Source organism: Stenotrophomonas thermophila (assembly GCF_001499715.1).
Lineage (GTDB): Bacteria > Pseudomonadota > Gammaproteobacteria > Xanthomonadales > Xanthomonadaceae > Stenotrophomonas > Stenotrophomonas hibiscicola.
The window spans coordinates 33,484-55,992 of record NZ_CVIW01000056.1; the positions used below are offsets into that span (position 1 = coordinate 33,484).

The 22,509-nt window shown below is 66.8% G+C and carries 23 protein-coding genes; 4 read left to right on the forward strand and 19 right to left on the reverse strand.

The window, feature by feature from the left end:
* Position 1: 1 nt before the first annotated feature.
* Entirely contained in the window at positions 2-466 is a 465-nt protein-coding gene (locus tag BN1263_RS17130; protein WP_058982848.1) for a hypothetical protein, read from the reverse strand.
* 329 nt (positions 467-795) lie between these two features.
* Here BN1263_RS17130 and BN1263_RS17135 point away from each other — a divergent pair, with 329 nt between their 5' ends.
* Complete coding sequence (locus BN1263_RS17135) at positions 796-1,977, forward strand: efflux RND transporter periplasmic adaptor subunit (protein WP_058982851.1); 1,182 nt, start codon at positions 796-798, stop codon at positions 1,975-1,977.
* 2 nt (positions 1,978-1,979) lie between these two features.
* Positions 1,980-3,923, forward strand: a complete 1,944-nt coding sequence (locus BN1263_RS17140) for a MacB family efflux pump subunit (RefSeq protein ID WP_058982853.1) — start codon at positions 1,980-1,982, stop codon at positions 3,921-3,923.
* A gap of 131 nt (positions 3,924-4,054) precedes the next feature.
* Here BN1263_RS17140 and BN1263_RS17145 read toward each other — a convergent pair whose 3' ends face one another.
* The 3 genes from BN1263_RS17145 to BN1263_RS17155 all read right to left on the reverse strand — a co-directional run bounded on the left by BN1263_RS17145 (position 4,055) and on the right by BN1263_RS17155 (position 6,005).
* On the reverse strand, positions 4,055-4,648 hold the full coding sequence (locus tag BN1263_RS17145) for a mechanosensitive ion channel domain-containing protein (RefSeq protein WP_058982855.1): 594 nt from the start codon (positions 4,646-4,648) through the stop codon (positions 4,055-4,057).
* A 6-nt stretch (positions 4,649-4,654) separates the two neighbouring features.
* On the reverse strand, positions 4,655-5,521 hold the full coding sequence (locus BN1263_RS17150) for a glucose 1-dehydrogenase (protein WP_019659796.1): 867 nt from the start codon (positions 5,519-5,521) through the stop codon (positions 4,655-4,657).
* 100 nt (positions 5,522-5,621) lie between these two features.
* A complete protein-coding gene (locus tag BN1263_RS17155; protein ID WP_058982857.1) occupies positions 5,622-6,005 on the reverse strand; it encodes a sensory rhodopsin transducer in 384 nt (127 codons plus the stop codon).
* 59 nt (positions 6,006-6,064) lie between these two features.
* Between BN1263_RS17155 and BN1263_RS17160 the strand changes: the two genes are divergently transcribed.
* Positions 6,065-7,051: a TIGR03885 family FMN-dependent LLM class oxidoreductase gene (locus tag BN1263_RS17160; RefSeq protein WP_058982858.1), complete on the forward strand. Its 987-nt coding sequence runs from the start codon at positions 6,065-6,067 to the stop codon at positions 7,049-7,051.
* Here the strand turns inward: BN1263_RS17160 and BN1263_RS17165 are convergent.
* Positions 7,021-8,655 (reverse strand): alpha-amylase family glycosyl hydrolase, encoded by a 1,635-nt coding sequence (locus BN1263_RS17165; RefSeq protein WP_260832990.1) that lies wholly within the window; start codon positions 8,653-8,655, stop codon positions 7,021-7,023. The two genes, BN1263_RS17160 and BN1263_RS17165, sit on opposite strands and share 31 nt — an antisense overlap.
* A gap of 112 nt (positions 8,656-8,767) precedes the next feature.
* Between BN1263_RS17165 and xth the strand changes: the two genes are divergently transcribed.
* Positions 8,768-9,559 carry an exodeoxyribonuclease III gene (gene xth, locus BN1263_RS17170; RefSeq protein ID WP_058982860.1) on the forward strand — a complete coding sequence of 264 codons (792 nt, stop codon included), beginning with the start codon at positions 8,768-8,770 and terminating at the stop codon, positions 9,557-9,559.
* On the opposite strand, the gene BN1263_RS17175 is transcribed toward xth, so the two are convergent.
* The 14 genes from BN1263_RS17175 to BN1263_RS17240 all read right to left on the reverse strand — a co-directional run bounded on the left by BN1263_RS17175 (position 9,560) and on the right by BN1263_RS17240 (position 22,443).
* A complete protein-coding gene (locus tag BN1263_RS17175; protein ID WP_058982864.1) occupies positions 9,560-11,278 on the reverse strand; it encodes a sensor domain-containing diguanylate cyclase in 1,719 nt (572 codons plus the stop codon).
* 120 nt (positions 11,279-11,398) lie between these two features.
* On the reverse strand, positions 11,399-11,593 hold the full coding sequence (locus tag BN1263_RS17180; RefSeq protein WP_005413550.1) for a hypothetical protein: 195 nt from the start codon (positions 11,591-11,593) through the stop codon (positions 11,399-11,401).
* Positions 11,593-12,228 (reverse strand): DNA-3-methyladenine glycosylase, encoded by a 636-nt coding sequence (locus tag BN1263_RS17185; RefSeq protein ID WP_058982866.1) that lies wholly within the window; start codon positions 12,226-12,228, stop codon positions 11,593-11,595. Before BN1263_RS17185 ends, BN1263_RS17180 begins: the two co-directional genes overlap by 1 nt.
* A gap of 72 nt (positions 12,229-12,300) precedes the next feature.
* Complete coding sequence (locus tag BN1263_RS17190; RefSeq protein ID WP_058982868.1) at positions 12,301-13,260, reverse strand: cation diffusion facilitator family transporter; 960 nt, start codon at positions 13,258-13,260, stop codon at positions 12,301-12,303.
* A 69-nt stretch (positions 13,261-13,329) separates the two neighbouring features.
* Positions 13,330-13,914, reverse strand: a complete 585-nt coding sequence (locus BN1263_RS17195; protein WP_058982870.1) for an AprI/Inh family metalloprotease inhibitor — start codon at positions 13,912-13,914, stop codon at positions 13,330-13,332.
* A 209-nt stretch (positions 13,915-14,123) separates the two neighbouring features.
* The gene (locus tag BN1263_RS17200; protein ID WP_049445043.1) at positions 14,124-14,381 is read right to left on the reverse strand and encodes a hypothetical protein; all 258 of its coding nucleotides are present in this window, start codon (positions 14,379-14,381) and stop codon (positions 14,124-14,126) included.
* Positions 14,378-15,730, reverse strand: a complete 1,353-nt coding sequence (locus tag BN1263_RS17205) for a hypothetical protein (protein WP_058982872.1) — start codon at positions 15,728-15,730, stop codon at positions 14,378-14,380. The genes BN1263_RS17200 and BN1263_RS17205 overlap by 4 nt, the downstream gene beginning before the upstream one ends.
* A gap of 20 nt (positions 15,731-15,750) precedes the next feature.
* Complete coding sequence (locus tag BN1263_RS17210) at positions 15,751-16,890, reverse strand: SPFH domain-containing protein (RefSeq protein ID WP_058982874.1); 1,140 nt, start codon at positions 16,888-16,890, stop codon at positions 15,751-15,753.
* A 142-nt stretch (positions 16,891-17,032) separates the two neighbouring features.
* On the reverse strand, positions 17,033-18,325 hold the full coding sequence (locus tag BN1263_RS17215; RefSeq protein ID WP_058982878.1) for a transporter: 1,293 nt from the start codon (positions 18,323-18,325) through the stop codon (positions 17,033-17,035).
* 46 nt (positions 18,326-18,371) lie between these two features.
* Positions 18,372-19,121, reverse strand: a complete 750-nt coding sequence (locus BN1263_RS17220; RefSeq protein ID WP_021202351.1) for a hypothetical protein — start codon at positions 19,119-19,121, stop codon at positions 18,372-18,374.
* 12 nt (positions 19,122-19,133) lie between these two features.
* Positions 19,134-19,838: a C39 family peptidase gene (locus BN1263_RS17225; protein WP_058982879.1), complete on the reverse strand. Its 705-nt coding sequence runs from the start codon at positions 19,836-19,838 to the stop codon at positions 19,134-19,136.
* A gap of 100 nt (positions 19,839-19,938) precedes the next feature.
* Complete coding sequence (locus BN1263_RS17230; protein WP_058982881.1) at positions 19,939-21,255, reverse strand: FapB/FapC family functional amyloid domain-containing protein; 1,317 nt, start codon at positions 21,253-21,255, stop codon at positions 19,939-19,941.
* Between the two features lie 43 nt (positions 21,256-21,298).
* Entirely contained in the window at positions 21,299-21,916 is a 618-nt protein-coding gene (locus BN1263_RS17235; protein ID WP_058982883.1) for a FapB/FapC family functional amyloid domain-containing protein, read from the reverse strand.
* A complete protein-coding gene (locus BN1263_RS17240) occupies positions 21,913-22,443 on the reverse strand; it encodes a FapA family amyloid fibril periplasmic chaperone (RefSeq protein WP_058983057.1) in 531 nt (176 codons plus the stop codon). The genes BN1263_RS17235 and BN1263_RS17240 overlap by 4 nt, the downstream gene beginning before the upstream one ends.
* Between the last annotated feature and the right edge of the window lie 66 nt (positions 22,444-22,509).

Consider the following 22,509-nt stretch of genomic DNA (forward strand, 5'->3'; position numbering starts at 1 on the left):
GTCATCGTGGCCGTTCCAGGGTCTGTGCTTCTTCGTGGGCGGCCCAGGCGAGGGTGGCCAGCACCAGCGTGTGCTGCAGGGCGGGCGCCAGCGTTGCGGTCCCGCGCAGGTGCTGTGCGAGCAGGGCCGATACGGCCGCAGGCAGCTTGCTCCACCGTGATTGCATGCCCGTTGCGTCCACCCGGTCCTGCAAGCGGCGGGCCATGCGGACCAGGGCCCCCAGGCGCAGGGCAAGCAACGTCGCCACCAGGACCGCTGCTATCCCTGCAGGCATGAGACTCAGGCCAGCGCTGGAGGCGGACCAGGCCGCGAAGCCGATCAGCACCAGCGACGCCAGGGTGCCCGTGCGCGCCGAATGGGCGGGGCCTTCGCTGCGGAAGCACACAAGCGCGGCGGCACCGGCGCCCGCGAGCAGGGGCGGCGCCGGGTTCGCGCTGGCAAGCATCCAGGCGCTGGTCGACGCCATTACCAGTGCAAGCAGCCACGGCGAAGGCGCGCACCAGGCGAGGTAGGCGCGGCGGACATCGATGGGAGGCAGGTCAGGAAACGGGAGGTACACGGCGGGAACGCAGTCGGCGAGGCCGACAAGGCTAGGGGCCGTTGATGGAGACTTGGTCGAGATTGTGTCGAGATTTCATGGACGCGATCCGTGCCGTTCAGGAGCGGACGCCGTGCCTGAACGGATGTGCGGCCTCCATGCAATCTCCACAGTGGCTCCAAGAAACATCCACCACCACCTCCCAGACTGCGGCTTCTGCGGTCACATCCGGTGGCTGCGTGCATGCGAGCCTTCCGATGAACAACCGCAGGACCTGGATCATTGCCGCAATCGTTGCGCTTCTTGCAGGCGGCACCGGCTGGTGGCTGTTCGCCGAAAGTGATGATGCCGCGCTGATCACGGCCCCGGCAAGGGTGGCGGACCTGGAAAAGACCGTGCAGGCCGTTGGCCGGGTCAACCCCAAGGAACTGGTGGCGGTGGGTGCGCAGGTATCGGGCCAGGTCAAGCGCCTGCATGTGGTGCTGGGCCAGCGTGTGCACGCTGGTGATCTGATTGCCGAAGTGGATTCGCAGCCGCAGCGAATCGCCCTGCGCAGCGCCGAAGCGGCTGCCAATGCGCTGCGTGCCCAGCATGCCGCCAGCCTGGCGCGCTACGCCCAGGCCATCCGCGTGCATGAGCGCCAGTCGCAGCTGGTGGCGTCTCGGCTGGTCTCGCAGGAAGGTTTCGAGTCCGCGCGGGTGGCGCGCGAAGCGGCGCGTTCTGACGTCGCAGCGCTGCAGGCCCAGATCGAGCAGGCGCTGACCCAGGTGGAAACGGCGCGGATCAACCTGGGCTACACCCGCATCGTCTCACCTTCCGATGGCTACATCGTGGCCATCGTCACCAAGGCCGGACAGACGCTGAACTCGATGCAGACCACGCCGACCATCGTAATGCTGGCACAGATGGACACGATGACGGTTCGCACCGAGATCGCGGAGGCCGACGTGGAGCTGATCGCGCCTGGCCAACCCCTGTGGTTCTCCACGCTGGGGCCGGGCGGACGCCGCTACGAATCGCATCTGCAGCAGCTTGAACCTGCGCCATCGTCGATTGCCGACGTGGCCACCGGCAACACCGGTGGATCGGCGCAGACGCCGAAGGCGGTGTATTACGCCGGGTTGTTTGACGTACCCAATCCGGGCCTGAAACTGAAGCCGTCGATGACGGTGAAGGTGACGATCCAGCTGGCGCGCGCCGCCAACGCGCTGCAGGTGCCGTTGACAGCAGTGTCCGAGAGCGATGACAAGGCGGGCAACCGCGCGACCGTACAGGTGATCGACGCCAAGGGCCGTGCCCGCGAGCGCGCGGTGACGACCGGCCTGCGCACCGCTACTGCGGTGCAGATCCTGTCCGGCCTCAAGGCAGGCGAGAACGTGGTGGTCGGGCAGGCGCCCAGTGGCGCGGAAGCCGAGCCCACCAGCCTGCTGGGGATGTGAGCATGGCCGACGCGCTGCTGGAACTGCATGGCGTATCGCGCGCCTACCGCTCGGCCGCGGGCGAGGTGGTGGTGTTGAAGGACGTGTCGCTGCGCATCGCGGCGGGCGAGTTCATCGCCATCATCGGCCCGTCCGGTTCGGGAAAATCCACGCTGATGAACATCCTGGGCTGCCTGGACCGGCCAACCGAAGGCAGCTACCGCGTGCACGGCGCCGCAACCGAGCAGATGTCGCCCGATGAACTGGCGCACCTGCGTCGCGAACATTTCGGTTTCATCTTCCAGCGCTACAACCTGATGGAGAACCTGAGCGCTACCGAGAACGTGGCCTTGCCCGCCGTCTATGCCGGGGTGGAGGCCGATGCGCGCACCACGCGTGCCCGCCTGCTGCTGGAAACGCTTGGCCTGGGCGAGCGCACCACGAACCGGCCCAGCCAGCTGTCCGGCGGCCAGCAGCAGCGCGTTTCCATTGCGCGTTCGCTGATGAACGGCGGCGCCATCGTGCTGGCCGACGAGCCGACCGGCGCGCTGGATCATGCCAGCGGCAGTCAGGTGATGACCGAACTCAAGCGCCTGCATGCACAGGGCCATACCGTGATCCTGGTGACCCATGATGCGGCGATTGCCGCGCACGCTTCACGCGTGATCGAGATCGCGGACGGCCGGGTCGTATCCGACCGTGGTACGGGTGATCCCGCGGACGCACGCAAAGCCGTCGCGCCCGAGCGCAGCACGGAACCGGGCGCCGAGCGCCGCGCGCGCCTGGATGCGACCAGGGAAGCGGCACGGATGGCGGTACGTTCGATGCTGGCCCATCGCCTGCGCACCTTGCTGACCATGCTGGGCATCATCATCGGCGTGGCTGCGGTGGTGACCGTGGTTGCGTTGGGCAAGGGCGCACAGGCGCAGGTCGAGTCACAGATCAACGAACTGGGTGCCAGTACGCTGGAGATCTTCCCGGGTGCGGATTTCGGCGACCCGCGCTCGGCCGAGATCGAAACGCTGGTCGTGGACGATGCCGATCACCTGGCCGCATTGAGTTACGTAGACAGCGTAAGCCCCAACCTGAGCAGCTCGGTGGCCGCTCTGCAGGGCAACCGGCGCGCCAACACACAGGTGCTTGGCGTGGGCGCTGATCTACCCCGCGTGCGCGGGCTGCGCCTGAAGGCGGGCCGGTTCTTCACCGATGTCGAGGTGGATGCGCATCGCGCGGTGGCCGTGCTCGACCAGAAGGCGGCCAAGGCACTGTTCAACGGCAATCCGATCGGCGGCACGGTACTGCTGGGCGGCATGCCGGTGGACGTGATCGGTGTGGTGGGTGCCAGTGCATTCGCAGGCGGCGCGACGCCCACGGTCTACGTGCCTTACACCTCGGCGGCCTCGCGCCTGCTTGGCAGCCAGCGGCTGGAGAGCATCACCGTACGCGTGCGCGATGACGTGCCAACCCGTGCAGCTGAGGCCTCGCTGGGTGCGGAACTGCAGCGGCTGCATGGGCGCCGCGATTTCTTCATCTACAACTCGGACCAGATCCGCAAGGCGGTAATGAAATCCAGCCAGACCATGGCGGCGCTGGTCTCGGCGATTGCGGCGGTGGCGCTGGTGGTCGGAGGCGTGGGCGTGATGAACATCATGCTGGTGTCGGTGAAGGAGCGCGTGCGCGAGATCGGTGTGCGGCTGGCAGTGGGGGCCCGGCAGGGCGACATCCTGCGCCAGTTCCTGATCGAGGCCGTGCTGATCTGCCTGTTCGGTGGGGTGCTGGGCGTGTTGTCCGCGTTGGGTGTGGGAGCCTTGTCCAGTCTGCTGTCACTGGGCGTGCCGTTCCTGTTCACGCCAGGGCCGGTGCTCGCCGCGCTGGCATGTTCGTCTGCAATCGGGCTGGGTTTCGGCTACTTCCCGGCCCGCAATGCCGCGCAGCTGGACCCGATCCAGGCATTGGCGGCGGAGTAGGCTCGCCTGCTATGGCACGTGTAAAGCCGAACCCACGCTCGGCTGCTCTCCGTTCAGACCGCGATGCGCGATGCGCCCTGCGCCCTGCGCCGCGCGCAGCGAGCCGAGCATGGGCTCGGCGCTACAGCGACTCAGCGCGCCTTGCCTTTGATCGGCACGCTTGCTGGCAGCTGCGCATAGCCGCTGTCGCCCCAGTGCCGGGTGATGCGCTGGAAGAACAACGAGTTGGGCACGCGCAGCAGGCAACCGCGCGCGCCTTCGCCACGATCACTCAGCGTGGTGTAGATCAGGTTGATGTCCACCACCTGGCCGCACAGGCCCGGCTTGTCCACGCTTTCCAGCACTTCGATGGTGTCATTGATGCGGAACGGGCGCGTGGCGACGATCAGGAACGAACAGAACAGGTTGGACAACACGCTCCACGCTGCAAAGAACGCCACCGCACCGACCGCCATGAACCCGGTCAGCGCAGTCCACAGCACCGAGCGCGAAACGCCCAGCCGCTCCAGTATCAGCAGCGCGGCCGCCAGATACAGCAGCAATGCACCGCCGCGGCGCAGGCCCACATGAAGCTCTGGAGCCAGCCTGCCGCGCTGCCGGGCCTGCACCAGCAACCACGCCAGGGCGCGCACCATCACCCACGCGACGCCGAGGATGGCCAGCACCTCGGCCACCGGCACAACCACGGTCAGCCAATCCTGGATCCAGGCGGGCAATCCGGCCATGAGGGGTCACAGTGTTGCCGCGCCGCCGGAGATGGTCAGCAGTGCGCCGGAGGTATAGCTGGCGCTGTCCGAAGCCAGCATCACATAGGCTGAGGCCAGCTCGGCCGGCTGTCCGGGGCGGCCGAACGGCGTCTGCGCGCCGAACTGTTCGACCTCTTCGGCGGCCATGCCAGCGGGAATGAACGGCGTCCAGATCGGGCCGGGTAGCACGGCATTGACGCGGATCTGATGTTCGGCCAGCAGGCCGGCCAGCCCCAGCGTCAGGTTGGCGACGGCACCCTTGGTTGCAGAATAGGGAAGGATGTTCGGCGTCGGCCGCTTGGAGTTGACCGACGCCGTGTTGATGATCGCGCCGCCACCGCGAAGATGTGGCACGCACAGCCGGGTCAGATTGAACACGGCATGCACGTTGGTATCGAACGTCCGCTTCCAGTCATCCAGGGTGATGTCGTCGAAATGCTCGTAGTAGCGTTGGTAGGCCGCGTTGTTGACCAGGATGTCGAGGCCGTCAAGCTCGCTGGCCACGCGGTCGACCAGCGAGCGCGCCTGCGCCGGGTCGCTGATGTCACAGGGCACCAGCACGGCCTTGCGCCCGGCCTGTTCGATCTGCTGCTGCACATGGCGGGCGTCGTCCTGCTCTCCATCGAGGAATGCGATGGCAACGTCGGCGCCTTCGCGCGCGAACGCGATTGCCACCGCCGCGCCGATGCCGCTGTCACCGCCAGTGATCAGTGCCTTCTTGCCCTGCAGCAGTCCATGCCCGCGGTAGCTGTCCTCGCCGTGGTCCGGCCGGGGCTGCATCTGCGCGGTCTTGCCGGGGAAGGATTGCTGTTGGGCGGGGAAGGGCGGGCGTGGGTAGTCGGGCAGGGCCATCGTCACTCTCCGGAAGGAAACCGGGGCCAGTCTCCCTCCATGGCGGTAAACGGCCGGAGGGCGCGGTGTCGTTGCGGCGTGGATGTGTGCGCGCAGGACTTCACAGCGGATGGGCGATGGTGGTCATGATGCTGTTGGCCGGTTGACGCGAATCCAGTCGCGTGTGCTGCACGATGATCGGCTGGTCGGATTCGACGAGGGTAGCGAAACCGGTGCCGCGCGGTACCGGCGCCGGATCCTGCAGGTCATTGAAGCGCAGGTGACAAGTGCGTCGTGCCGGCACGGTGACCCGGTAGGGGCCCACGGGATCTCGGTCTTCGAAGTAGAGGGTCAGGGTGACATGCGCGTCCTCGTTGCCGGCATTGAGGACACAGCAGGTTTCGTGACTCTGCATCTCCGGTGACGGGCCGTTGCTCCAGGCTGGAATGTAGCCTTCGGCGATAGCCCAGCGTCGATGCCCGATGCAGGAAGCGTTCGTTTCCATGACGCCGTTTTAGCCCGGCGGGTGTTGCCATCGTGTCCAGTCCCCGCACGGAATCCGTGATGACCATCGGCTACCACGCATCGCATGAGCAGTTCCCGCCCGCCACTTTGCTGGGCCTGGCACTGCGCGCCGAACAGGCGGGATTCGAGGCTTTGATGTGCTCGGACCACTTCCACCCATGGACGACCGCGCAAGGGCAGTCCGGCCACAGCTGGGTATGGGCCGGCGCGCTGGCGGTGCAGAGCGCATTGACCCTGGGCATGGTGACCTGCCCGATGCTGCGCCAGCACCCGGCATTGGTGGCACAGGCAGCGGCGACGCTGGAGCAGTTGGCGCCGGGCCGGATCTGGCTGGCGCTGGGTACCGGCGAGGCCCTGAACGAGCGCATCCCCGGCCAGCCGTGGCCAGCCAAGCGCGAGCGGCAGAAGGCACTGCGCGATGCGGCCGAGGTGATGCGGCGGCTGTGGGGCGGCGAGCAGGTCGACCACGACGGTGGCTTCCGGGTGCGCCAGGCACGGCTCTACAGTCGCCCGGCGCTTCCCCTGCCGCTGCTGGGGGCGGCCGTCACCGAGGAAACCGCACGCTGGATGGGGGGCTGGGCCGATGGCCTGATCACCATCAGCCAGCCACTGGCGCAGTTGCGGCGTGTGGTGGCGGCGTTCGAGGACGGCGGTGGCAGGGGCAAGCCGATGTACCTGCAGGCCAAGCTGTCCTACGCGCGCGCCGAACAGGCGGCGCTGGAAGGTGCGATGGAGCAGTGGAGCGCCAACGTGCTGCCGCCGGAACTGGCCGAAGGGCTGGACCAGCCCGAACAGTTCGAAGCACAGGCGCGATCGGTCAGTGCCGAGGTGCTGCGCCAGCACGTGCATGTCTCGGCAGACCTGGGCCAGCATCGGGCCTGGCTGCAGGAGCTGCAGGGACTGGGCTTCGATCGCATCTACCTGCACAACGTGAACCGCGAGCAGGAACGCTTCATCGATGATTTCGCCGAGCACGTACTGCCTGCGCTGCGCACTCAGGCACCCTCGGCGGCCAGCCACGTATAGCCATGGCCCTGCAGGTAACAGCGGCGATCCTGCAGCCTGGCGCCGTGGCCCACCAGCGTGTTCAACGGACCGCGCAGGGGCACGTCCACCTCGACCGGCTCGTCGGCGAAGTTGATCAGTGCCAGTGCTTGATGGGGTGCCTCACCGTAGCGGAGCATCAGCAGCGTAGGTGAGGGCGGGTCGAGCGTGTGAGGACCCTGCTGCAGCACGGGATGTGCATTGCGCTGCTGCAGCAGCTCGCGCACCCGCAGCAGCAGTGAACCTGGCGTCGCGCGTTGCGCCTCGACGTTCACCGTGCGGTAACCGTAGGGGCCGTCTGCCGGTGGCGCGCGCCAGGCATGCCGCGGTTGGTCGGTGAACCCCGCCCCTGGGCCACCGTGCCAGTGCATCGGCATGCGCACGGCATTGCGTTCGGGCAGTTCCAGGCAATCACCGAGGCCGATTTCCTCGCCATAGCGGATCACCGGCACCTGGCCCAGCGACAGCAGCGCCGCCCAGGCCATGGCCTGCCATGCGATGTCGCCCTCCAGCATCGGTGCCAGCCGGCGGCGGATGCCACGGCCATAGATGCGCATGCCACGCTCAGGGGCGAAGCGTCCCAACACCGCTTCGCGCTCGTCCGGCTCCAGCTGCTCCAGGTCAAGCTCATCGTTGTTGCGCAGCCAGGCGATGCGGGTGTGCGGCGGCGCCTGCGGTCCGTATTCGGCCATGACCCGGGCCACTTCGCTGGCGTCGCCGCGCGCCAGGGCCAGGAAGAAATGATTGTTGAGGTGGAAATCCAGCAGGTGCGAAAGCCGCCGGCCCTGGCAGAGAAAGTCACCGTAGCGCGACGCGGGGACGTCCGCTTCGCCGATCAGCGGCAGGCCTGGCTGCTGCGCGTCTGTCGTGGCGCGCATCGCCTCCAGCAGCCACAGCCCGTCGTCGCGCTGGTCCGCGTGGCGGGCGCGCTCGACCATGTAGGGAACGGCGTCCACGCGGAAGCCGGCCACGCCGCGCTGCAGCCAGAACGTCATTACCCGCAGCAGTTCCTCGCGTACCGGCGCATGGGCCAGGTCAAGGTCTGGCTCGTGCCGGTAGAACATGTGCCGGTTGAACGCGCCGGCCTCGGCGTCCCATGTCCAGGCAGAGGCCTCGATCGGCGGGAACATCGGCTGCAGGCCGTCGTCGGGCACGTGGTCGCTCCACAGGTACCAGCGGCGCCATGCTGGGTCGCCCCGCTGCGCGGCGACGAACCACGGGTGGGCGCTGGCAGTGTGCTGCATCACCAGCTCGACGATGATGCCGATACCGCGTGCGGCGGCAGCATCGACCAGGCGCTGGAACGCCGCCTCGTCACCCAGGCGTGGATCGATGCGGTAGTGATCGGTGACATCGTAGCCACCGTCACGGCCGGCGTTGCAGTAGAACGGCAGCAGCCACAGGTGGCTGATGCCGAGCCATTGCAGGTAGTCCAGCTTTTCGGTGATGCCATCCAGAGTGCCCCAGCCGCGCCCATTGCTGTCGCGGAAGAGGTAGGGGTCGACCTGGTAGATCGCGCGCAGCGGACGCACCGCCATTGGGCCGCTCCAGCACCGTTCAAGGGTGACCAGCCTGCTGCGCGACATGGCAGCAGTCCGTGAACCGGACGGCATTGCATCATGACGCGGCATCCACGGTCCCTGCATGCCCGGACGCGCACAGTGAACGCTCACTCGATGCGCCGAGGAGCCTCTAGCCATGCCCCGCCGCAAAACGCTTCGTATTGCGACGTTCAACGTCAACGGCATCGGCACACGCCTGCCGCAGCTGTTGGACTGGCTGCACAGGGAATCGCCGGATGTGGTTGCCCTGCAGGAACTGAAGGCGACCGACGCCGCGTTTCCCGCTGCGGAATTGGAAGGGGCCGGCTACGGTGCACTCTGGCAGGGTGAGGCGCGCTGGAACGGGGTGGCGCTTCTTGCACGGGGGGCCACGCCGGTTGAAAGCCGCCGCCGATTGCCGGGCGAACCCAAGGATACGCAGAGTCGCTACCTGGAGGCGGCGGTGCACGGCGTCATCGTGGGTGCCCTCTACCTGCCCAACGGCAACCCGCAGCCCGGGCCCAAGTTCGACTACAAGCTGCGCTGGATGGAACGCCTGATCCGGCATGCACGCAGCCTGGTCGAGCTGCCGCACCCGGCGCTGCTGCTGGGTGATTTCAACGTGATTCCCACAGACGCCGATGTCTATGATCCCGAGGCCTGGCGGCGCGATGCGCTGTTCCAGCCCGAGGTTCGCGATGCCTTCGAACGGCTGCTCGCGCAGGGCTGGACCGATGCGCTGCGGAAGGTGCACGGCGACGCCACGATCTACACCTTCTGGGACTATTTCCGCCAGCACGCCGAGCGCGACCGTGGGCTGCGCATCGATCATCTGCTGTTGAATCCCGTATTGGCGGAGCGACTGAAGGATGCGGGCGTCGACCGTTGGGTGCGGCTGCAGGAAAAGGCCAGCGACCACGCGCCGGCCTGGGTGACGGTGCGGGCTTGATCAACGCGCGGCAGGGTCTTCGCGTCGCTCCCGACGCACGCGCGCGCGGGTTCGGTACAGGCGGCTGTCCGCCTTCTGGATGGTGTCGGCCACGGGCTCACCGGCCGTGTTGATGGCCGCACCCATCGAGAACGCGCTGGGCGAAAGCGCGGCGTGGTCTTGGTACCAGTGCTCGAGTTCGCTCAGGCGGCCATTCGCTGGCGCGACCAGCACTACCATGAACTCGTCGCCACCCAGCCGTACCACGGTCTCGTCCTTGCCCAGCGGCGAGCGCAGGAAGGTGGCGAACTCGACCAGGACGGCATCGCCACGGCGGTGGCCCTGGGTGTCGTTGATGTGCTTGAAATGGTCCAGATCGAACATCACGCAGGCCCAGCGCTCGTCAATCAGTTCATCCAGCCGGTGCAGGTAACGCCGGTTGTAGCACTGCGTGAGCGGATCCTTGAAGGACATGTCGCGCAGCTGCTGCTCCTGCATCCTCAGCGCGGTGACGTCCTGTGCATGCCCCAGCACGTAGGGCGGGCTGGCTTCGTTGTCGAGCACGTTGTGGTACGCCCAGTAGTGGCGCGTACCATCGGCGGCAATCAGCTCGATCACGCCAGCGTCGGTGTGGTTTGCCTGGATCCGGGCGAGGTAGGCCTTGAAACCCTCGCGTTTTTCCGGCGGCATCAAGTCACACAGGCTGCGCCCGATCATCTGGCTTTCCTCGAAGCCCAGTGACTGCACCGCCGCCGGATTCACCGAGGTCAATGTGCCGTCCAGCGTGTGGGTGCAGATCAGGCCCAGACTGTAGTGGAACAGCCGACGGTAGCGGGTTTCGCTCGCTTCCAGCGCGTCGAGCGCGGCTCGTTCGTCCGTGATGTCCTGGATCGCCCCGACCAGGCGCGGATGGCCGTCGACCTGTTGCCGGCTGCCGACCACCCGGGTCCAGATCGCGCGCCCGTCGGCCGTGGTCATCGGCAGCTGTACTTCCCACGATGTCCCCTCGTCGATGCAGCGCTGTACCGCCGCCTGGATGATATTGCGGCTGTCCTCGCGATAGAACGAGAGTGCGGTCTCCAACGTGGGCGTGAAGTTGCTGCGTACGCCATGCAACTGCTTGGTTTCCCGAGTCCAGCGCACCTCGTTGGTCAGCAGGTCCATCTCCCAGCCGCCCACCCGTGCGGCACGGTTGGTACGCTCCAGGAAGTCCTCACTGCGTTTCAGCTCGCGATGCAGCGCCTTGGCCTGGCCAACCTGCGCCATCAGGGTGCTGCGCTGTTCCAGCACCTGGGTGGTGACCCGCGCCAGATGCACCATCAGTTCGCGCTGGGAGGGTGACAGCACACCGGGCATCGGGTCGAGCAGGCACAGCGTGCCGATGCGTGCGCCGTGCGTCGATCCCAGGGGAATGCCGGCGTAGTGGCGGATGCGCGGCCCACCGGTGACCAGTGGATTGGTGGAAAAGCGTGGGTCCTGGCGCGCGTCGGGTATCTCGAACAGCTCGTCCTGGCGTATGGCATGGGTGCAGAAGGAGATCTCGCGGGCGGTCTCGCTGACGCCCTCCAGGCCGATGTTGGCCTTGAACCATTGGCGGTCTTCTGCCACCACGGTGATCAGGCCGATGGTCAGTCCGGTCGCGGCGCGGGCCGCGGCGACGATGGCATCGAACACCGGCTCCGGTGGCGTATCCAACAGGTGCAGTCGTTCGATTTCGAGCAGTCGTTCGGCTTCGTCCATGGCGCTTTTCAGGGCTGGGTGGCGAGGGCGGTTGCGGCGGCTGGCTGGCGCTACGCTAGTGTGCGCGCCGTTATGTATCGCCACGGCGGGGTGATGCCAATGTGAGGTGGGCGCGCCGGCTCAGTGCTGTTGGAGCGATGCCTGCAAGGCGGTGGCCAGTGCAGCGTCTCCGGATACCAGGTCCTGCCAGCGCAGTGTGATGCCCTTGCGTCGCCCCTTCTCAACCAGCTTGAGGCCCTCAGGGGCCACGGTGAGAGTGTAGGGTTGGCCGTCGATGTGCAGTTCGCGGCGCAGTGGCTTGTCGAGCGGGGTCATCATCGTTTCCTCGCTGGGGCGGAAGCGCGACGTGGCTGGATCGATACGTGACGATGATCACGGATGTGCCAACGCCAGGGGAAATCAACAGCGCGGGTGATGCCGATGCGGGGCCCGACCACTGGATCCTCCGGCGGCGGCACGCCGTCGCTGGCGATGACAATGCCGTGGTTGCCGGTCACCAGATCAGCGCCGTCGAAGCTGCGGTCCAGCCCGAAGGCCTGCGAGAGCTTGCCGGGCCCGCTGGCCAGATCGTGGTCGCGGCGCGCGGCGGGACGCAGTTCGCGCATGCGCTCCAGGCCCACCAGCGGCTCGATGGCCCGCAGCAGCACCGCCACGCCTTCACCCACTTCGCCGCAGACAACGTTGCTGCCCCAGTGCATGCCGTAAGTGAAGTAGACATACAGGTGGCCGGCCTCGCCGAACATGCTGGCCGTGCGCGGCGTCTGCCCGCGATAGGAGTGTGCGGCCGGATCGACACTGCCCGCGTAGGCTTCGACTTCAACGACGCGACCGGCCCGGCCATCGTCACGGACCAGGAGTTTGTTGAGCAGCTCGGGCGCAACCTCGACGGGCGGGCGCCGGTAGAAGCTGCGCGGGAGGATCTGAAGAGAGGCGGGCAACCAATCCGGCACGGTAGAGGCAGGCTCGGGAAAACGGTGATGGCACTGTGGCACCAGACAGGTGAAACGGGCGCAGACGCAGTGTCATTGCTGCGCAGGACCGGCGGCCAGTGCGGCTCTCCGTGCGGCATAGACCTCCGGCGTCTGTGGCTTGATGAACAGTGCCACCAGTTCCGGATACTCGCGCTTCACCGCCGTTTCGATGCGGGTGATGCAGGCTTCGATCTGCGGGGTCCGCCGGTCATCCTCGAACTCGGCGCTGAGCATGGCCACGACCTGTTCGGGGCCCATCTGCATGGTGGTCACGCCATTTGCGCGGCGCAGGTCGGGATCGGTTTCCGCCACGGCCATGATCCGCTCGGCCACGGCCGGGTGGGCCGGCTCACCCACCAGCAGTCCCTTGGTTTCGCGTGCGAGAAGAAAGGCGGTGGCGGCAAGCACGCCGGCGATGCACAGCGACGCCACACCATCAAGCACCGGCATGTCCAGGACCTGGGCGGCCACGAGCCCGATCAGTGCAAAACCCAGGCCCAGCAGGGCCGCGCTATCCTCCAGCAGCACGGTGAAGGTGGACGGGTCCTTGCTGCGACGGAAGGCTTCGAAGTAGCCCAGTTTGCCCTTGGTACGCCGGAACTCCCGTAGCGCGACCCACCATGAAGCCCCCTCGAACAGGATGGAGATGCCCAGCACGCTGTAGCTCAACGCGTGGTTGGTGGCCGGCTCCGGCCGGCGGATGTGCTGGATGCCCTCGTAGGCCGAAACACCGGCGCCGGCGGCGAACACCAGCAGGGCGACGATGAAGCTCCAGAAGTACAGCTCGCGGCCGTAGCCGAACGGATGCACGGGGTCTGGCGCCTTGCCGGCGCGGCGCAGGCCGTACAGCAGCAGGAGTTCATTCAACGTGTCGACCAGCGAATGCACGCCCTCACTGAGCATGGCCGAGCTGCCGGAGATGCCGGCGGCGATGAACTTGGCAATCGCAATGGCGAGGTTGCCCGCGAGCGCGGCATAGATGACAAGGCGGGAACCGGTGGGAGCGGACATGTCAGCAGCGGGGCACGGTGGACGGCTGATCTTCGCGGTCTGCCCGTGCCCATCGCGTGCACGTCGCGGTCAACGCCCCCTGGGATTGAGATAAAGCCGGGCTCCATCCGACTCGCGGAACCCCGACCAGCGCCCGCTGCCCGACGCGCGGAAACGCCCGTACACCGTATTGCTGGTATCGGTCAGCAGCAGCTGGTTGCCCGACAGTACCCAGCGGTTGGCCGAGAAGAAGCCGTCCGGGCAGCCGGCAGGCACGTAGGCGCTGTAGCCACCGAACCACTCACTGTTCTTCAGCTCGATGGTGCAGGTGCTGCCGTTCTCCTGGCCCAGCGTCCAGCTGCCAAACAGATCGCTGTCGCGCACATCGCGGTCGCCGCGGTGGCGGTCATGGTTCCAGTCGTCGTTGTCGTCGTGGAAACCGAAGCCCACGTCGATCTCCTTGCTTTCGGTGCGCGACTCGGACTGCGAGCTGCCACTGGTGGTGGTCTGCGTGGTCATCGAACCACTGGTCTGGGTCTGGGTGCTGCTGGATTGCGTGGTCTGGTCGGTGTGGGTGGTCTGTTCGCCGAAGCCGAACGAAGCGTCCTGGGCAAGGGCGGGCAGGGCCAGGAAGTACAGCGCCGACAGGCAGCTACGGGCAAGCAGAGCAGCCATCGCAGGATCCTCGGAAGGGTGGATCGCGCGAGTATCGAACCGGTGGGGTGGGAGACGGTGTGAGGGCGCGCCCTGAGGCAAGCCAGCCAAGAACAGGTGCTGTCCGCTGAAGGGTAGTGCCGGCCGCTGGCCGGCTCCCCTTTGACGCCCAGAGCCGAAGGAATGCCGGCCCGCGGCCGGGACCTCCCGCAGCCAGGCATGGCTTGGCTCTACTGGTCGGGTTTCACCCTTACCACCCGTTTCCGGTACTCGTACACGTTGTCACCGCGGATGCGCTTTTCCTCGGTGCCGGTGACCCGGCCGACCTGCTGGTCCGAGCCAGTGACCGGCTTGGCCTCGATCTCGGTCTCGTGCTCGAAGGAGTGGGATTTGTCGGTGTTGCGGTAATAGCGGTACAGCGCCCAGTACAGCGCGGTCGCGCCGGCTGGGCCTGCCGCCAACAGCCAGAGGCCACTGTCGTCACTCATGTCGATGCCACCAGGATGGCAATTGCGAGGGCTTCAATGATGGTGCCGGTGGCCAGTGCCGCCAGCAGCATCTTCCATTGCTGCACGGGCACGCTGCCCATGGTTTCGCCGGTACGGCCGTTCACCGCGATGTAGTGCAACATGCCGCCGTTCTTTCCGGGCTGGTGATACGAGTACAACCACACCGGCAGGTACATCGACACCCAGCGCGTTCCATGCACCTCCAGCTGTTCCTGTTCCCAACGCACGCCACGGTTGTAGCGCCTCACCGAACCTTCCACCTGTGCGCGGGCAATCGACAGAAGCTGGTCTTCCAGCCGCGGCCGCAGCTTTTCCACGTCGAGATTGCGTTTTTCAGAGGTGAAGCCGGCCAGGTACGAAGCGTTCCATTTCACCGCGTTCTTGGTGTCGAATGGCAGGATGGTGTTGATGATGTTGTTGGTGTTGGCCCGGGTATCCAGATTGCCGCGCTCGGCCGAGGATTCCAGGGGCAGGTCATCGACAGTGAAGTCGACCTGGCGTTCGATCTGGTAGACATCTGCGTCGTACAGGGTGCGCTTGTTCTTCTCGGTGCCGACCGTGTATTGCCGGGTTTGGATCTCGCCCTTGCCGGCCACGGCCGCGCTGACATTGCTGTCGACGATCATGTAGGGCAGGAACACGCCCACCACGTTTTCCGGGGTGAACTGGTCCTTGAACGCTTTCAGCGCGAACATGCGGCGCTTGTCGACGAACTGGCGGATGCGCGCGACCGCATCGTCCTTCTTGATGTGGAAGGGCAGCACCGCATCGGGCACGGCGCCATTGCTGATCTGTTCGTTGACGCCGAAGACGTGGCGGCACCAGTGGCAGCGCGCCGTCATCGTGCTTTCGGTATTGACCGTGACCTCGGCACCGCAGCCGGTGCACTTGAACGTCATCAACGCCGAGGTGTCGGCGTCGATGTCACGCGCGCCGGAGGCGATGACCGTACCGCGCAGCTGGTCGATGGCCTCGCCCAGCCCGAATTCCTCCTCCACGCGCGCGCCATGCCATTCGTGACGGCAGTACAGGCAGACCAGGATATCGGTGCCGGCCTTGGGCCGGATGTCGGTGGCGCCGCACTTCGGGCAGCGGTTGAGACCGTCTTTCAGCTCGCTGGCCGAGGTATCGATGGCCACAGGATCGGGCGCTTCCACTTCATCGCGGATGGCCTGTGGCAGAGTCGACGTGTCCAGCGGGAAGCTGCCGGGCAGGGGAGGGACGTCCTGCGGCGAACCGGGCCCATCCAACGAAGCCGCCGGCAGGGGCGGCGGCGTCGCGGGCACGGATCCGGGCAGCGGCGGTGGGCCGTTTCTGGGATCGGACATGTGGGTTGTGCGTTCTGCTGTTACAGGCCCAGCGCCTTGGTCTTGAGCGCGTCGTAATCGCTCTGGTTGATCAGGCCCAGGTCCAGCATTTCCTTGGCCTTCTTCAGCTTGGCCACCGGATCGTCGGCAGCCGGGGTGGCCGGCTGCTGCATGCCCCCGACACCGAACATGCCCGAGGCCATGCCGACACCGACCAGGCCCGCCGCACCGCCGTTCTCGCCGGCCGACTGGATGCCCTGGGCGACGCTGGCCTGCAGGTTGGAATTGCCGCGCGAACCGGACAGCGCATCGGCGCGCTGCACTGTCTTCAGCAGTTCGCGGGTGTTGGCGTCGTACTCGATCGAGACGATGGCGGTCTTGACGATGGCCAGGCCGCGGTCGGACTTCCACTGGTAACCCTGCTCGACGGCGGCCGACAGGCTCTGCGCGAAGCCCAGCGAGTCCTGCTGCAGCTTGGTGATGCGGTTGCCCTTGCCCGGATCGTTGGTATACAGGCTGAAGGCCGGGGCCAGCGAACCGACCACTTCATTGAACAGCTGGCTGGCAGCGGCGTTGTCCAGATCGGTGAAGTCGAACACCTGGCCCGGCCGCAGGTAGCTGGCCGGTACGAAGTTCTTCACGAACAGGATCGGGTCGACGATCTTCAGCGTGTACGAGCCGCGGGTGATCGCACCGACCTGGGTATTGAGGAATCCGTCGTCCCAGTAGATTTCCGACTGGGTGCCGAAGCGGTTGTCCGGCAATTCCTTCAGCGTGACGAAGTAGGCCGCCTGCTGCGCGCCCGGCTGGCCGCCGAACTTGAAGCGTTCCCAGCTCTGCTTGATGAAGGTGCTGACCAGGCCGTCGCCGGCGAAGATCGACTGCGAGTTCAGATCGTCCGAACGCCATTCGTAGCCACCCGGTTCGGCGACGAATGCGGTGATCGCGCCGTCCTGGAACAGCAGCAGGCCGTAACCTTCGGGCACGATGATTTTCGAGCCGTTGGTGATGATGTTGGACGAGCCGCTGGTGTTGGAGCCGCGGCCGGCATTGGTGCCCTGCGGCACCGCCGCGAACAGGGCGGCCGTGGACGGCAGGCCCGCCGGCACGGTGTAGAAGTCCTTCCACTGGTCGGCCAGCACACCGCCAACCGCACCCTTCACCGCCTGTACCAGACCCATGTCCAACTCCCTGTGATTCGAGGGCAGGCACCGTGCCTGCCGAGCTGGACTGAATATAGCAGCGGGCAGGGACCGCTGTGGTGCCGGAAGATGAATCCGGGCCATGCCGATGCACGGCGCAGCGTCGTGCCTGGCGCTGTTGCTACAACATGTACGGAATCTTGAACGCCAACGTGAAGTCCGGCGCATCCGGGGTCAGCCCGATGCCCAGCAGCGTCACCAGCGTGGTGTGCTGGTTCAACGCATAGGTCACGCCCAGATTCAGTGATGCCGCATTGGCGTCACTGCCGATCACCTTCATCCACTTGCCACCCTGGAAGCGGGTGGAGGCCCGGGCGCTGATGCGGTCACTGAAGGACAGGCTCAGGCTGGTCCGCTCGTTGAACGCAAAGGCCACGCCTGCGCCGAAGTACACCGAGCCACCCAGCTTCACGTCGCCCGGATTGACCGTGTCCGGATTGCTGTCGATGTCGTTGAATCCGCGCGGGATGGAGTGCACATAGCCGATGTTGGCGAACAGGATGGCCGGGTCGGCGGTCTTCACCATTGACAGGCCGAGGTTGGCCTGCCATACGCCGTTGCCGGTGGGCTGCTCGCGCGGCACGGCGAAGCGGATGTAGTCATCGTCATCGCGCTCTATCACCTTCCAGTCCAGGCCGTAGGGTGCGCGCCCGGTGGGGGCGGTGACGCCGGCCGTGAGCACGGTCTCCGGGCGCCAGCCGCGTTCGCCGAACAGCCGGTAGTTCGCGCTCAGGCCAATGTCGCCCAAGCCGTTGCCGTTGGTCTGCTCCTGCGCGATGGCGGCTGCTGCACCGCCGGCGCCGCCTTTCTGGTACACGGTGCGCCGCGCCAGGTAGGGCACATCCAGGTTGAGCGTCAGGTTCGGGCTGACGCCCCAGCGGGCCGCCACGTTGTAGGTCAGCGAGTCGGACTCCACGTTCTCGATGGCGATATTGCCGAGGAAGATCGCGTCCAACGCGAGGAAGCCGTTGAGGGTGAGCTGCTTGCGGTCGTAGCGTGCGTAGGTGAGGCTGTTCTCGATGGTGAAGCGGCGCGAGAACAGGGCCGATTGCTGCTGCTTCACATCGTCCACGCTGCGGCGCGACTCCTGCCTGGCCTGCTGTGCTTCTGCGGCGGTACTGGCGTAACCCTCGCTGCTTGGTGGAACCGCGGCGGCCGCCGCCTGTGCCAATGGCGCGGCCGGTGGGGTCGAAGCCGGGCCAACCCGCCCGCCCAGGCGCGCCTGCATGGCCTGCACCTGCATGTCCAGTTCGCGCAACCGCCGCACTTCCTGTGCGTAGTTGGCTTTCAGCTGTTCCAGCTGGTTGGCCAGGGCCTGCACGTCGGCGCCATCGTCAGGCGTCGGCGGCACGGCAAGGGCGGTGCCCGCCAGCGCCGCCAGCGCCAACGGGGTGATCCTCATCAGGGTGTGCATGTTCGTGTCCTGCGTTGTGGAGCGTTTCCCCCAATGCCAGGCCCTGCTACTGGCCCGGCCCCATGCCGCGGTTCAACGCAATCGCCTGGGCCACGTTCTGGCTCAACGGCAGATTGCCGCCCACGGCGTTGCGCACCAGCTCCAGCCGCAGCTGGTTGCTGGCGATCTGGCCGTCACCGGTAAGGGCGATGCCCTGGCCGACGCTGCCATTGCGGATCCACTGCTGCACCAGCCCCTGGCCATCCACCTGCAGCAGCAGGTGTGCCTGGTTGCCTTCCAGCACGGCCGTCGCGCTGGCGCCGGCAGGCTGCGCGGTGACGTTGCCTGCGCCATCAGAGAGAACAGCCGGCACGCCACCCTCGCGGACGGTCAGCGTGGTGACGTTGCGCGCGACATTGCCATCGCCGGCCACCTGCACGCTCTGCACCAGGCCGCTGGCATTGGCCAGGCCGCTGCTGTCGATGCTGCGTCCGTGGGTATCGGGCAGCGGCGCATCGGCTGCCGTGACATGCACGCTGGGCTGGAAGCTGAGCTTCGGCGCGCCAGCACCACGGAAGTCCATGCCCAGGGTTAGGCTGCCCTGCAGGGTCGTGCCGTTGCTGGCCTGCCACTGCGACACCATGGTGACCCCGAACCAGGCAACGTTGTTGCCACCCACGGTGTAGCGCCCCCGCATCAGGCTCAGCTCCGGGTCGGGGATTTCCGTGAGTCCACGCCCCGTCCTGCCGTCGGCGGCCTGCAGGGGCAGGGCAGGGGCCATCAGCAGCAGAGCCATCCATACGTGTTGACGGAACATGGTCGTACCTCCTCAGAACAGGTCGGCGTGGCTGAAGCCGAAGTCGACCAGTTCGGCATCGGTGATCGGCCCTTGCCGCGCGTAGAGCGCGCGGGCACTTGGCCGTTCGCTGGGTTGCAGAAGAGCGGTGTTGCGATCGAAGTCGCTGCCGATCACCACAAAGACCGCGCGCGATGGCCAGGCGGCTAGGAACTCCGGCAGCGCCAGGCTGCGGTTGCCGAGGATCGGGTCAGCCACTTCCACGATGCCGTTGCGCACCTGCTTGAGCACCACGAAATGGCGGAAACCGCGCACGTCCATCAGCACCAGTCCCGGCACGCGAAGGGTGCGCAGTCGTGTTTCATCGATGCGGTAGCCCCGGCCACGCATGCCCAGCGATTCCACGTAGCGCTTGATGTCGAGCAGGGAGAAGCCGCGTTCGGCCACCAGCGCTGGATCGGAAACCCCCATCATTCCTTCGATCACCGTCGCTTCGTCGGTCTGCAGGTGATAGGCATGGCGCAGGATGGTCGCCAATGCGGCCGCCCCGCAGCTGTAATCGGTGTGCTGGCGCACCACGTTGCGGTAGCGCCGCTCCTGCATGCTTTCCACCTTCTGCTGCAGCAGCGCGCCATTGGGCAGCACGCCGGCGAAGTGGACCTCGCCCGCCCATGCCGATGCGGTGCCCATCAGCAACAGGAAGGCAAGCAGGCGCATCGATGGAGGGCAACGGATCATCTACGTTCTCCGGCAGCAGGGGGGAGCCCCCGTTCCAAGGGGGAGGAGGAACAGGGGCTCCCGGGGACCCGGCCATTGGCGGACGGCCGGGGTGTTGCGCTTACTCGCCGCTGCCACCACCGCCGCCGGTGCTGGGCTGGGCGACTGCCAGGGCCAGGCTGTTGGCCTGCAGGTTGCCGGTGCCCGCAGCAACGTTCACGCCGATGTTGCCGGAGGCGCCCGAGAAGGCACTGCCGGACAAGGCCGAGGTGTTGGTCGCATTGACGTTCACCCACCGCGTGGTGCTGACCGTGCCGCTGAGGCTGGCATACAGGTCAGCCACGCCCAGTTCGACGAACTGGCTGGTGCCACTCTCACGCGTATCGAAGCCCAGGCCGCCCACCCCCGGCCGGTTGGGGTTCATCGTGGCGTTCTGGATCTGGTTGTCCAGATCGATGTGCCCGGTGCTGTTGCCACCCGGGTGCGGCAGCTCGCCACTCCACGTATCCAGGTAGTAGTTGGCCATCTGGTAGGCGTTGCCGGTGCCGCGGTAGGTGCCCGCGCCATAGGCCAGTGTCAGGCCGCTGACGCCGCCACGCATGCCGACCTGCACGGTATCGGTGTAGGACTGCACGAAGCCGGCGTTGCTGACCGTGTTGCCGGTGGAGACCTGGTTGGAGCTGATGCTCGACTGGGCCACCGCCGTGGTCGCTACCGACGCCGCGAGCGCGTTCTTCTGCTCATTGTTGTTGCCCGAGGCGATGTTCACGCCGATGTTGCCGGAGGCGCCGCCAAAGGCGTTGCCGCTGAGGCCTGCGGCGTTGGTGACACCGGAGTTCATGGTGGCGTTGCCGAAGCCGGCCTGGTTGACGAACACCTCGGCGTCGGCCATGCCGAAGCTGAAGGACGCATCGGCAGCGGACAACGACGCGGCATTGTCCTGGGCGTTGTTGTCGCCGGAGACGACATTGAAGCCCAGATTGCCCGAGGCACCGGCGCCGACGTTGTCACCGATCGACGCGCTGTTGGTGACCAGGCTGTTGCTGGTGGCGTTGTTGCTGATCGACTGCCGGTTGTCGATCACGGCAATGGCCGCCGAGTCGAGGTCGATGTCGCCGGTGATGTTCGGGTCGCCGGAGAAATTGATGTCGGTGCTCAGGCGCAGGTCCTTCTCCAGATTCACGTCGACGCCGTGGTTGTTCTTTTCCTTGCGTTCGTCGGCCTGGATGTTGCTGTGCTTCTGCACATTGACGTTGACGGTGCGGTTGCGCACGTCGTTGTCGGTGTGGTTGTGCGTGTCGTTGCGGGTCTCGCTGACGGTGTGGTTGTGGTTGATGTTCGCGTTGGCGTTCTGGTTGTCCCAGCCATTGGCCGCAGCGGCGGTCGAGGCAGTGGCAATCGCCATGGCGAGCATGGTCTTTTTGACGGTCGCTTTCATGGTGCCCTCTCTCTCATCAGGTGGTGCATCGGTTGGGTGGTTGTCACGGGCGGTCCTGCACGACCAGGCCCAGTACGTTGGCCGTGTCGTTGCCGTTGCCCGCGATCTGATTGAGTTGCAGGACCCCGTCGAATCCCCGCAGTGCGGTGCTGGCTACACCGGCGCTGCGGGTGCCCGTCGCGACGCCGTGACCGGTGTCGTCCCGCCCCCCTGCCAACGCGGAACCCTCGGCGGCCAAGGCCGTATCGTCGGTTTCGCGTATGCCCTGTCGGGCCAGCGTCGCGCTGACGACGTTGAGCGTCGTGTTGGCGATGCCGCTGGTCTGGTTGATGGATGCGATGCCACTGGCACCGGCCAGTGCGTCACCGCCAATGAACGCGGTGGCCTGCAGCGGCCCGGACAGCACGCGGTTGCCCTGCTGCAGTTGCCGGGCATTGATCGGCACGTCGGCGCGATCGCCCTTGGCGAAACCCCGCAGGTTGGCCTGCACGTTGAGGTCGCCGGCGGCCTGGTTCACGGCGATGGCGCCATTCGCCCCGGCCAGTGCGTGGCCGTCGATCCGGGCCACGTCGAGATAGGCGAGCATGCCGCTGTAGTCATCGGCCCGGGTCGCCGAGGGCGCGGTAGCGAGCAGCAGAAGCACGCCGTGCAGGGGCTTCATTTTCCACCTGCCGGGGCCGTGCCCTGCAGCGGGAACTGGGCCAGTGCGCCGCGCACGGTATCGGCGATATCGCGGGTGCTGCTGCCGACCGCACCAAGCGGCCCACTCATGGCGCCCCCCAGGCTGCTGCCGACCATGCCGTCGCCACTGCGGCCCAGCGTGCCGCCCAAGGCCTGCTGGGTGACCCGTTCAACGGTGGTTCCGCCCGGCGCCGCGATGGACGCGGCCTGGCCGGCGCCCATGCCGGCATAGTCCTCATCGCTCAACTCGTCCATGCCGGTCTTCGTGCCGCCGGCGCCCAATGCGGTGGCGATCTCGCGCTCTGGCTTCGGGTCGGCAATCAGCGCCATGCCCGGCGGTGCCATGCGATAGGCCGGCCGCGCCGACACGTCCCTCAGCAGGACGATTTCGCCCGGTTGTGCCTTCACGCCCTGGCGGGCGCCCGATGCGGACGCGTCGGCGCCAACCGACAGCAGGGCCATTGCCAGCGCTGCGGCCAGGCCGCGAATCAGGGTGGTGCCGTCCATGCCGATCTCCCGCGATGGGGTGCGGCGGAACCACGCATCAACCGTGCCAACTTCGAAGTGCCCGTC

What these genes read in the sequence shown, in the direction of transcription:
- BN1263_RS17130 (WP_058982848.1), bottom strand. Translation starts at nt 466, where the DNA reads ATGGCGTCGACCAGCGCCTGGATGCTTGCCAGCGCGAACCCGGCGCCG.
- BN1263_RS17135 (WP_058982851.1), top strand. Translation starts at nt 796, where the DNA reads ATGAACAACCGCAGGACCTGGATCATTGCCGCAATCGTTGCGCTTCTT.
- BN1263_RS17140 (WP_058982853.1), top strand. Translation starts at nt 1,980, where the DNA reads ATGGCCGACGCGCTGCTGGAACTGCATGGCGTATCGCGCGCCTACCGC.
- BN1263_RS17145 (WP_058982855.1), bottom strand. Translation starts at nt 4,648, where the DNA reads ATGGCCGGATTGCCCGCCTGGATCCAGGATTGGCTGACCGTGGTTGTG.
- BN1263_RS17150 (WP_019659796.1), bottom strand. Translation starts at nt 5,521, where the DNA reads ATGGCCCTGCCCGACTACCCACGCCCGCCCTTCCCCGCCCAACAGCAA.
- BN1263_RS17155 (WP_058982857.1), bottom strand. Translation starts at nt 6,005, where the DNA reads ATGGAAACGAACGCTTCCTGCATCGGGCATCGACGCTGGGCTATCGCC.
- BN1263_RS17160 (WP_058982858.1), top strand. Translation starts at nt 6,065, where the DNA reads ATGACCATCGGCTACCACGCATCGCATGAGCAGTTCCCGCCCGCCACT.
- BN1263_RS17165 (WP_260832990.1), bottom strand. Translation starts at nt 8,655, where the DNA reads ATGTCGCGCAGCAGGCTGGTCACCCTTGAACGGTGCTGGAGCGGCCCA.
- xth (WP_058982860.1), top strand. Translation starts at nt 8,768, where the DNA reads ATGCCCCGCCGCAAAACGCTTCGTATTGCGACGTTCAACGTCAACGGC.
- BN1263_RS17175 (WP_058982864.1), bottom strand. Translation starts at nt 11,278, where the DNA reads ATGGACGAAGCCGAACGACTGCTCGAAATCGAACGACTGCACCTGTTG.
- BN1263_RS17180 (WP_005413550.1), bottom strand. Translation starts at nt 11,593, where the DNA reads ATGACCCCGCTCGACAAGCCACTGCGCCGCGAACTGCACATCGACGGC.
- BN1263_RS17190 (WP_058982868.1), bottom strand. Translation starts at nt 13,260, where the DNA reads ATGTCCGCTCCCACCGGTTCCCGCCTTGTCATCTATGCCGCGCTCGCG.
- BN1263_RS17195 (WP_058982870.1), bottom strand. Translation starts at nt 13,914, where the DNA reads ATGGCTGCTCTGCTTGCCCGTAGCTGCCTGTCGGCGCTGTACTTCCTG.
- BN1263_RS17200 (WP_049445043.1), bottom strand. Translation starts at nt 14,381, where the DNA reads ATGAGTGACGACAGTGGCCTCTGGCTGTTGGCGGCAGGCCCAGCCGGC.
- BN1263_RS17205 (WP_058982872.1), bottom strand. Translation starts at nt 15,730, where the DNA reads ATGTCCGATCCCAGAAACGGCCCACCGCCGCTGCCCGGATCCGTGCCC.
- BN1263_RS17210 (WP_058982874.1), bottom strand. Translation starts at nt 16,890, where the DNA reads ATGGGTCTGGTACAGGCGGTGAAGGGTGCGGTTGGCGGTGTGCTGGCC.
- BN1263_RS17215 (WP_058982878.1), bottom strand. Translation starts at nt 18,325, where the DNA reads ATGCACACCCTGATGAGGATCACCCCGTTGGCGCTGGCGGCGCTGGCG.
- BN1263_RS17220 (WP_021202351.1), bottom strand. Translation starts at nt 19,121, where the DNA reads ATGTTCCGTCAACACGTATGGATGGCTCTGCTGCTGATGGCCCCTGCC.
- BN1263_RS17225 (WP_058982879.1), bottom strand. Translation starts at nt 19,838, where the DNA reads ATGATCCGTTGCCCTCCATCGATGCGCCTGCTTGCCTTCCTGTTGCTG.
- BN1263_RS17230 (WP_058982881.1), bottom strand. Translation starts at nt 21,255, where the DNA reads ATGAAAGCGACCGTCAAAAAGACCATGCTCGCCATGGCGATTGCCACT.
- BN1263_RS17235 (WP_058982883.1), bottom strand. Translation starts at nt 21,916, where the DNA reads ATGAAGCCCCTGCACGGCGTGCTTCTGCTGCTCGCTACCGCGCCCTCG.
- BN1263_RS17240 (WP_058983057.1), bottom strand. Translation starts at nt 22,443, where the DNA reads ATGGACGGCACCACCCTGATTCGCGGCCTGGCCGCAGCGCTGGCAATG.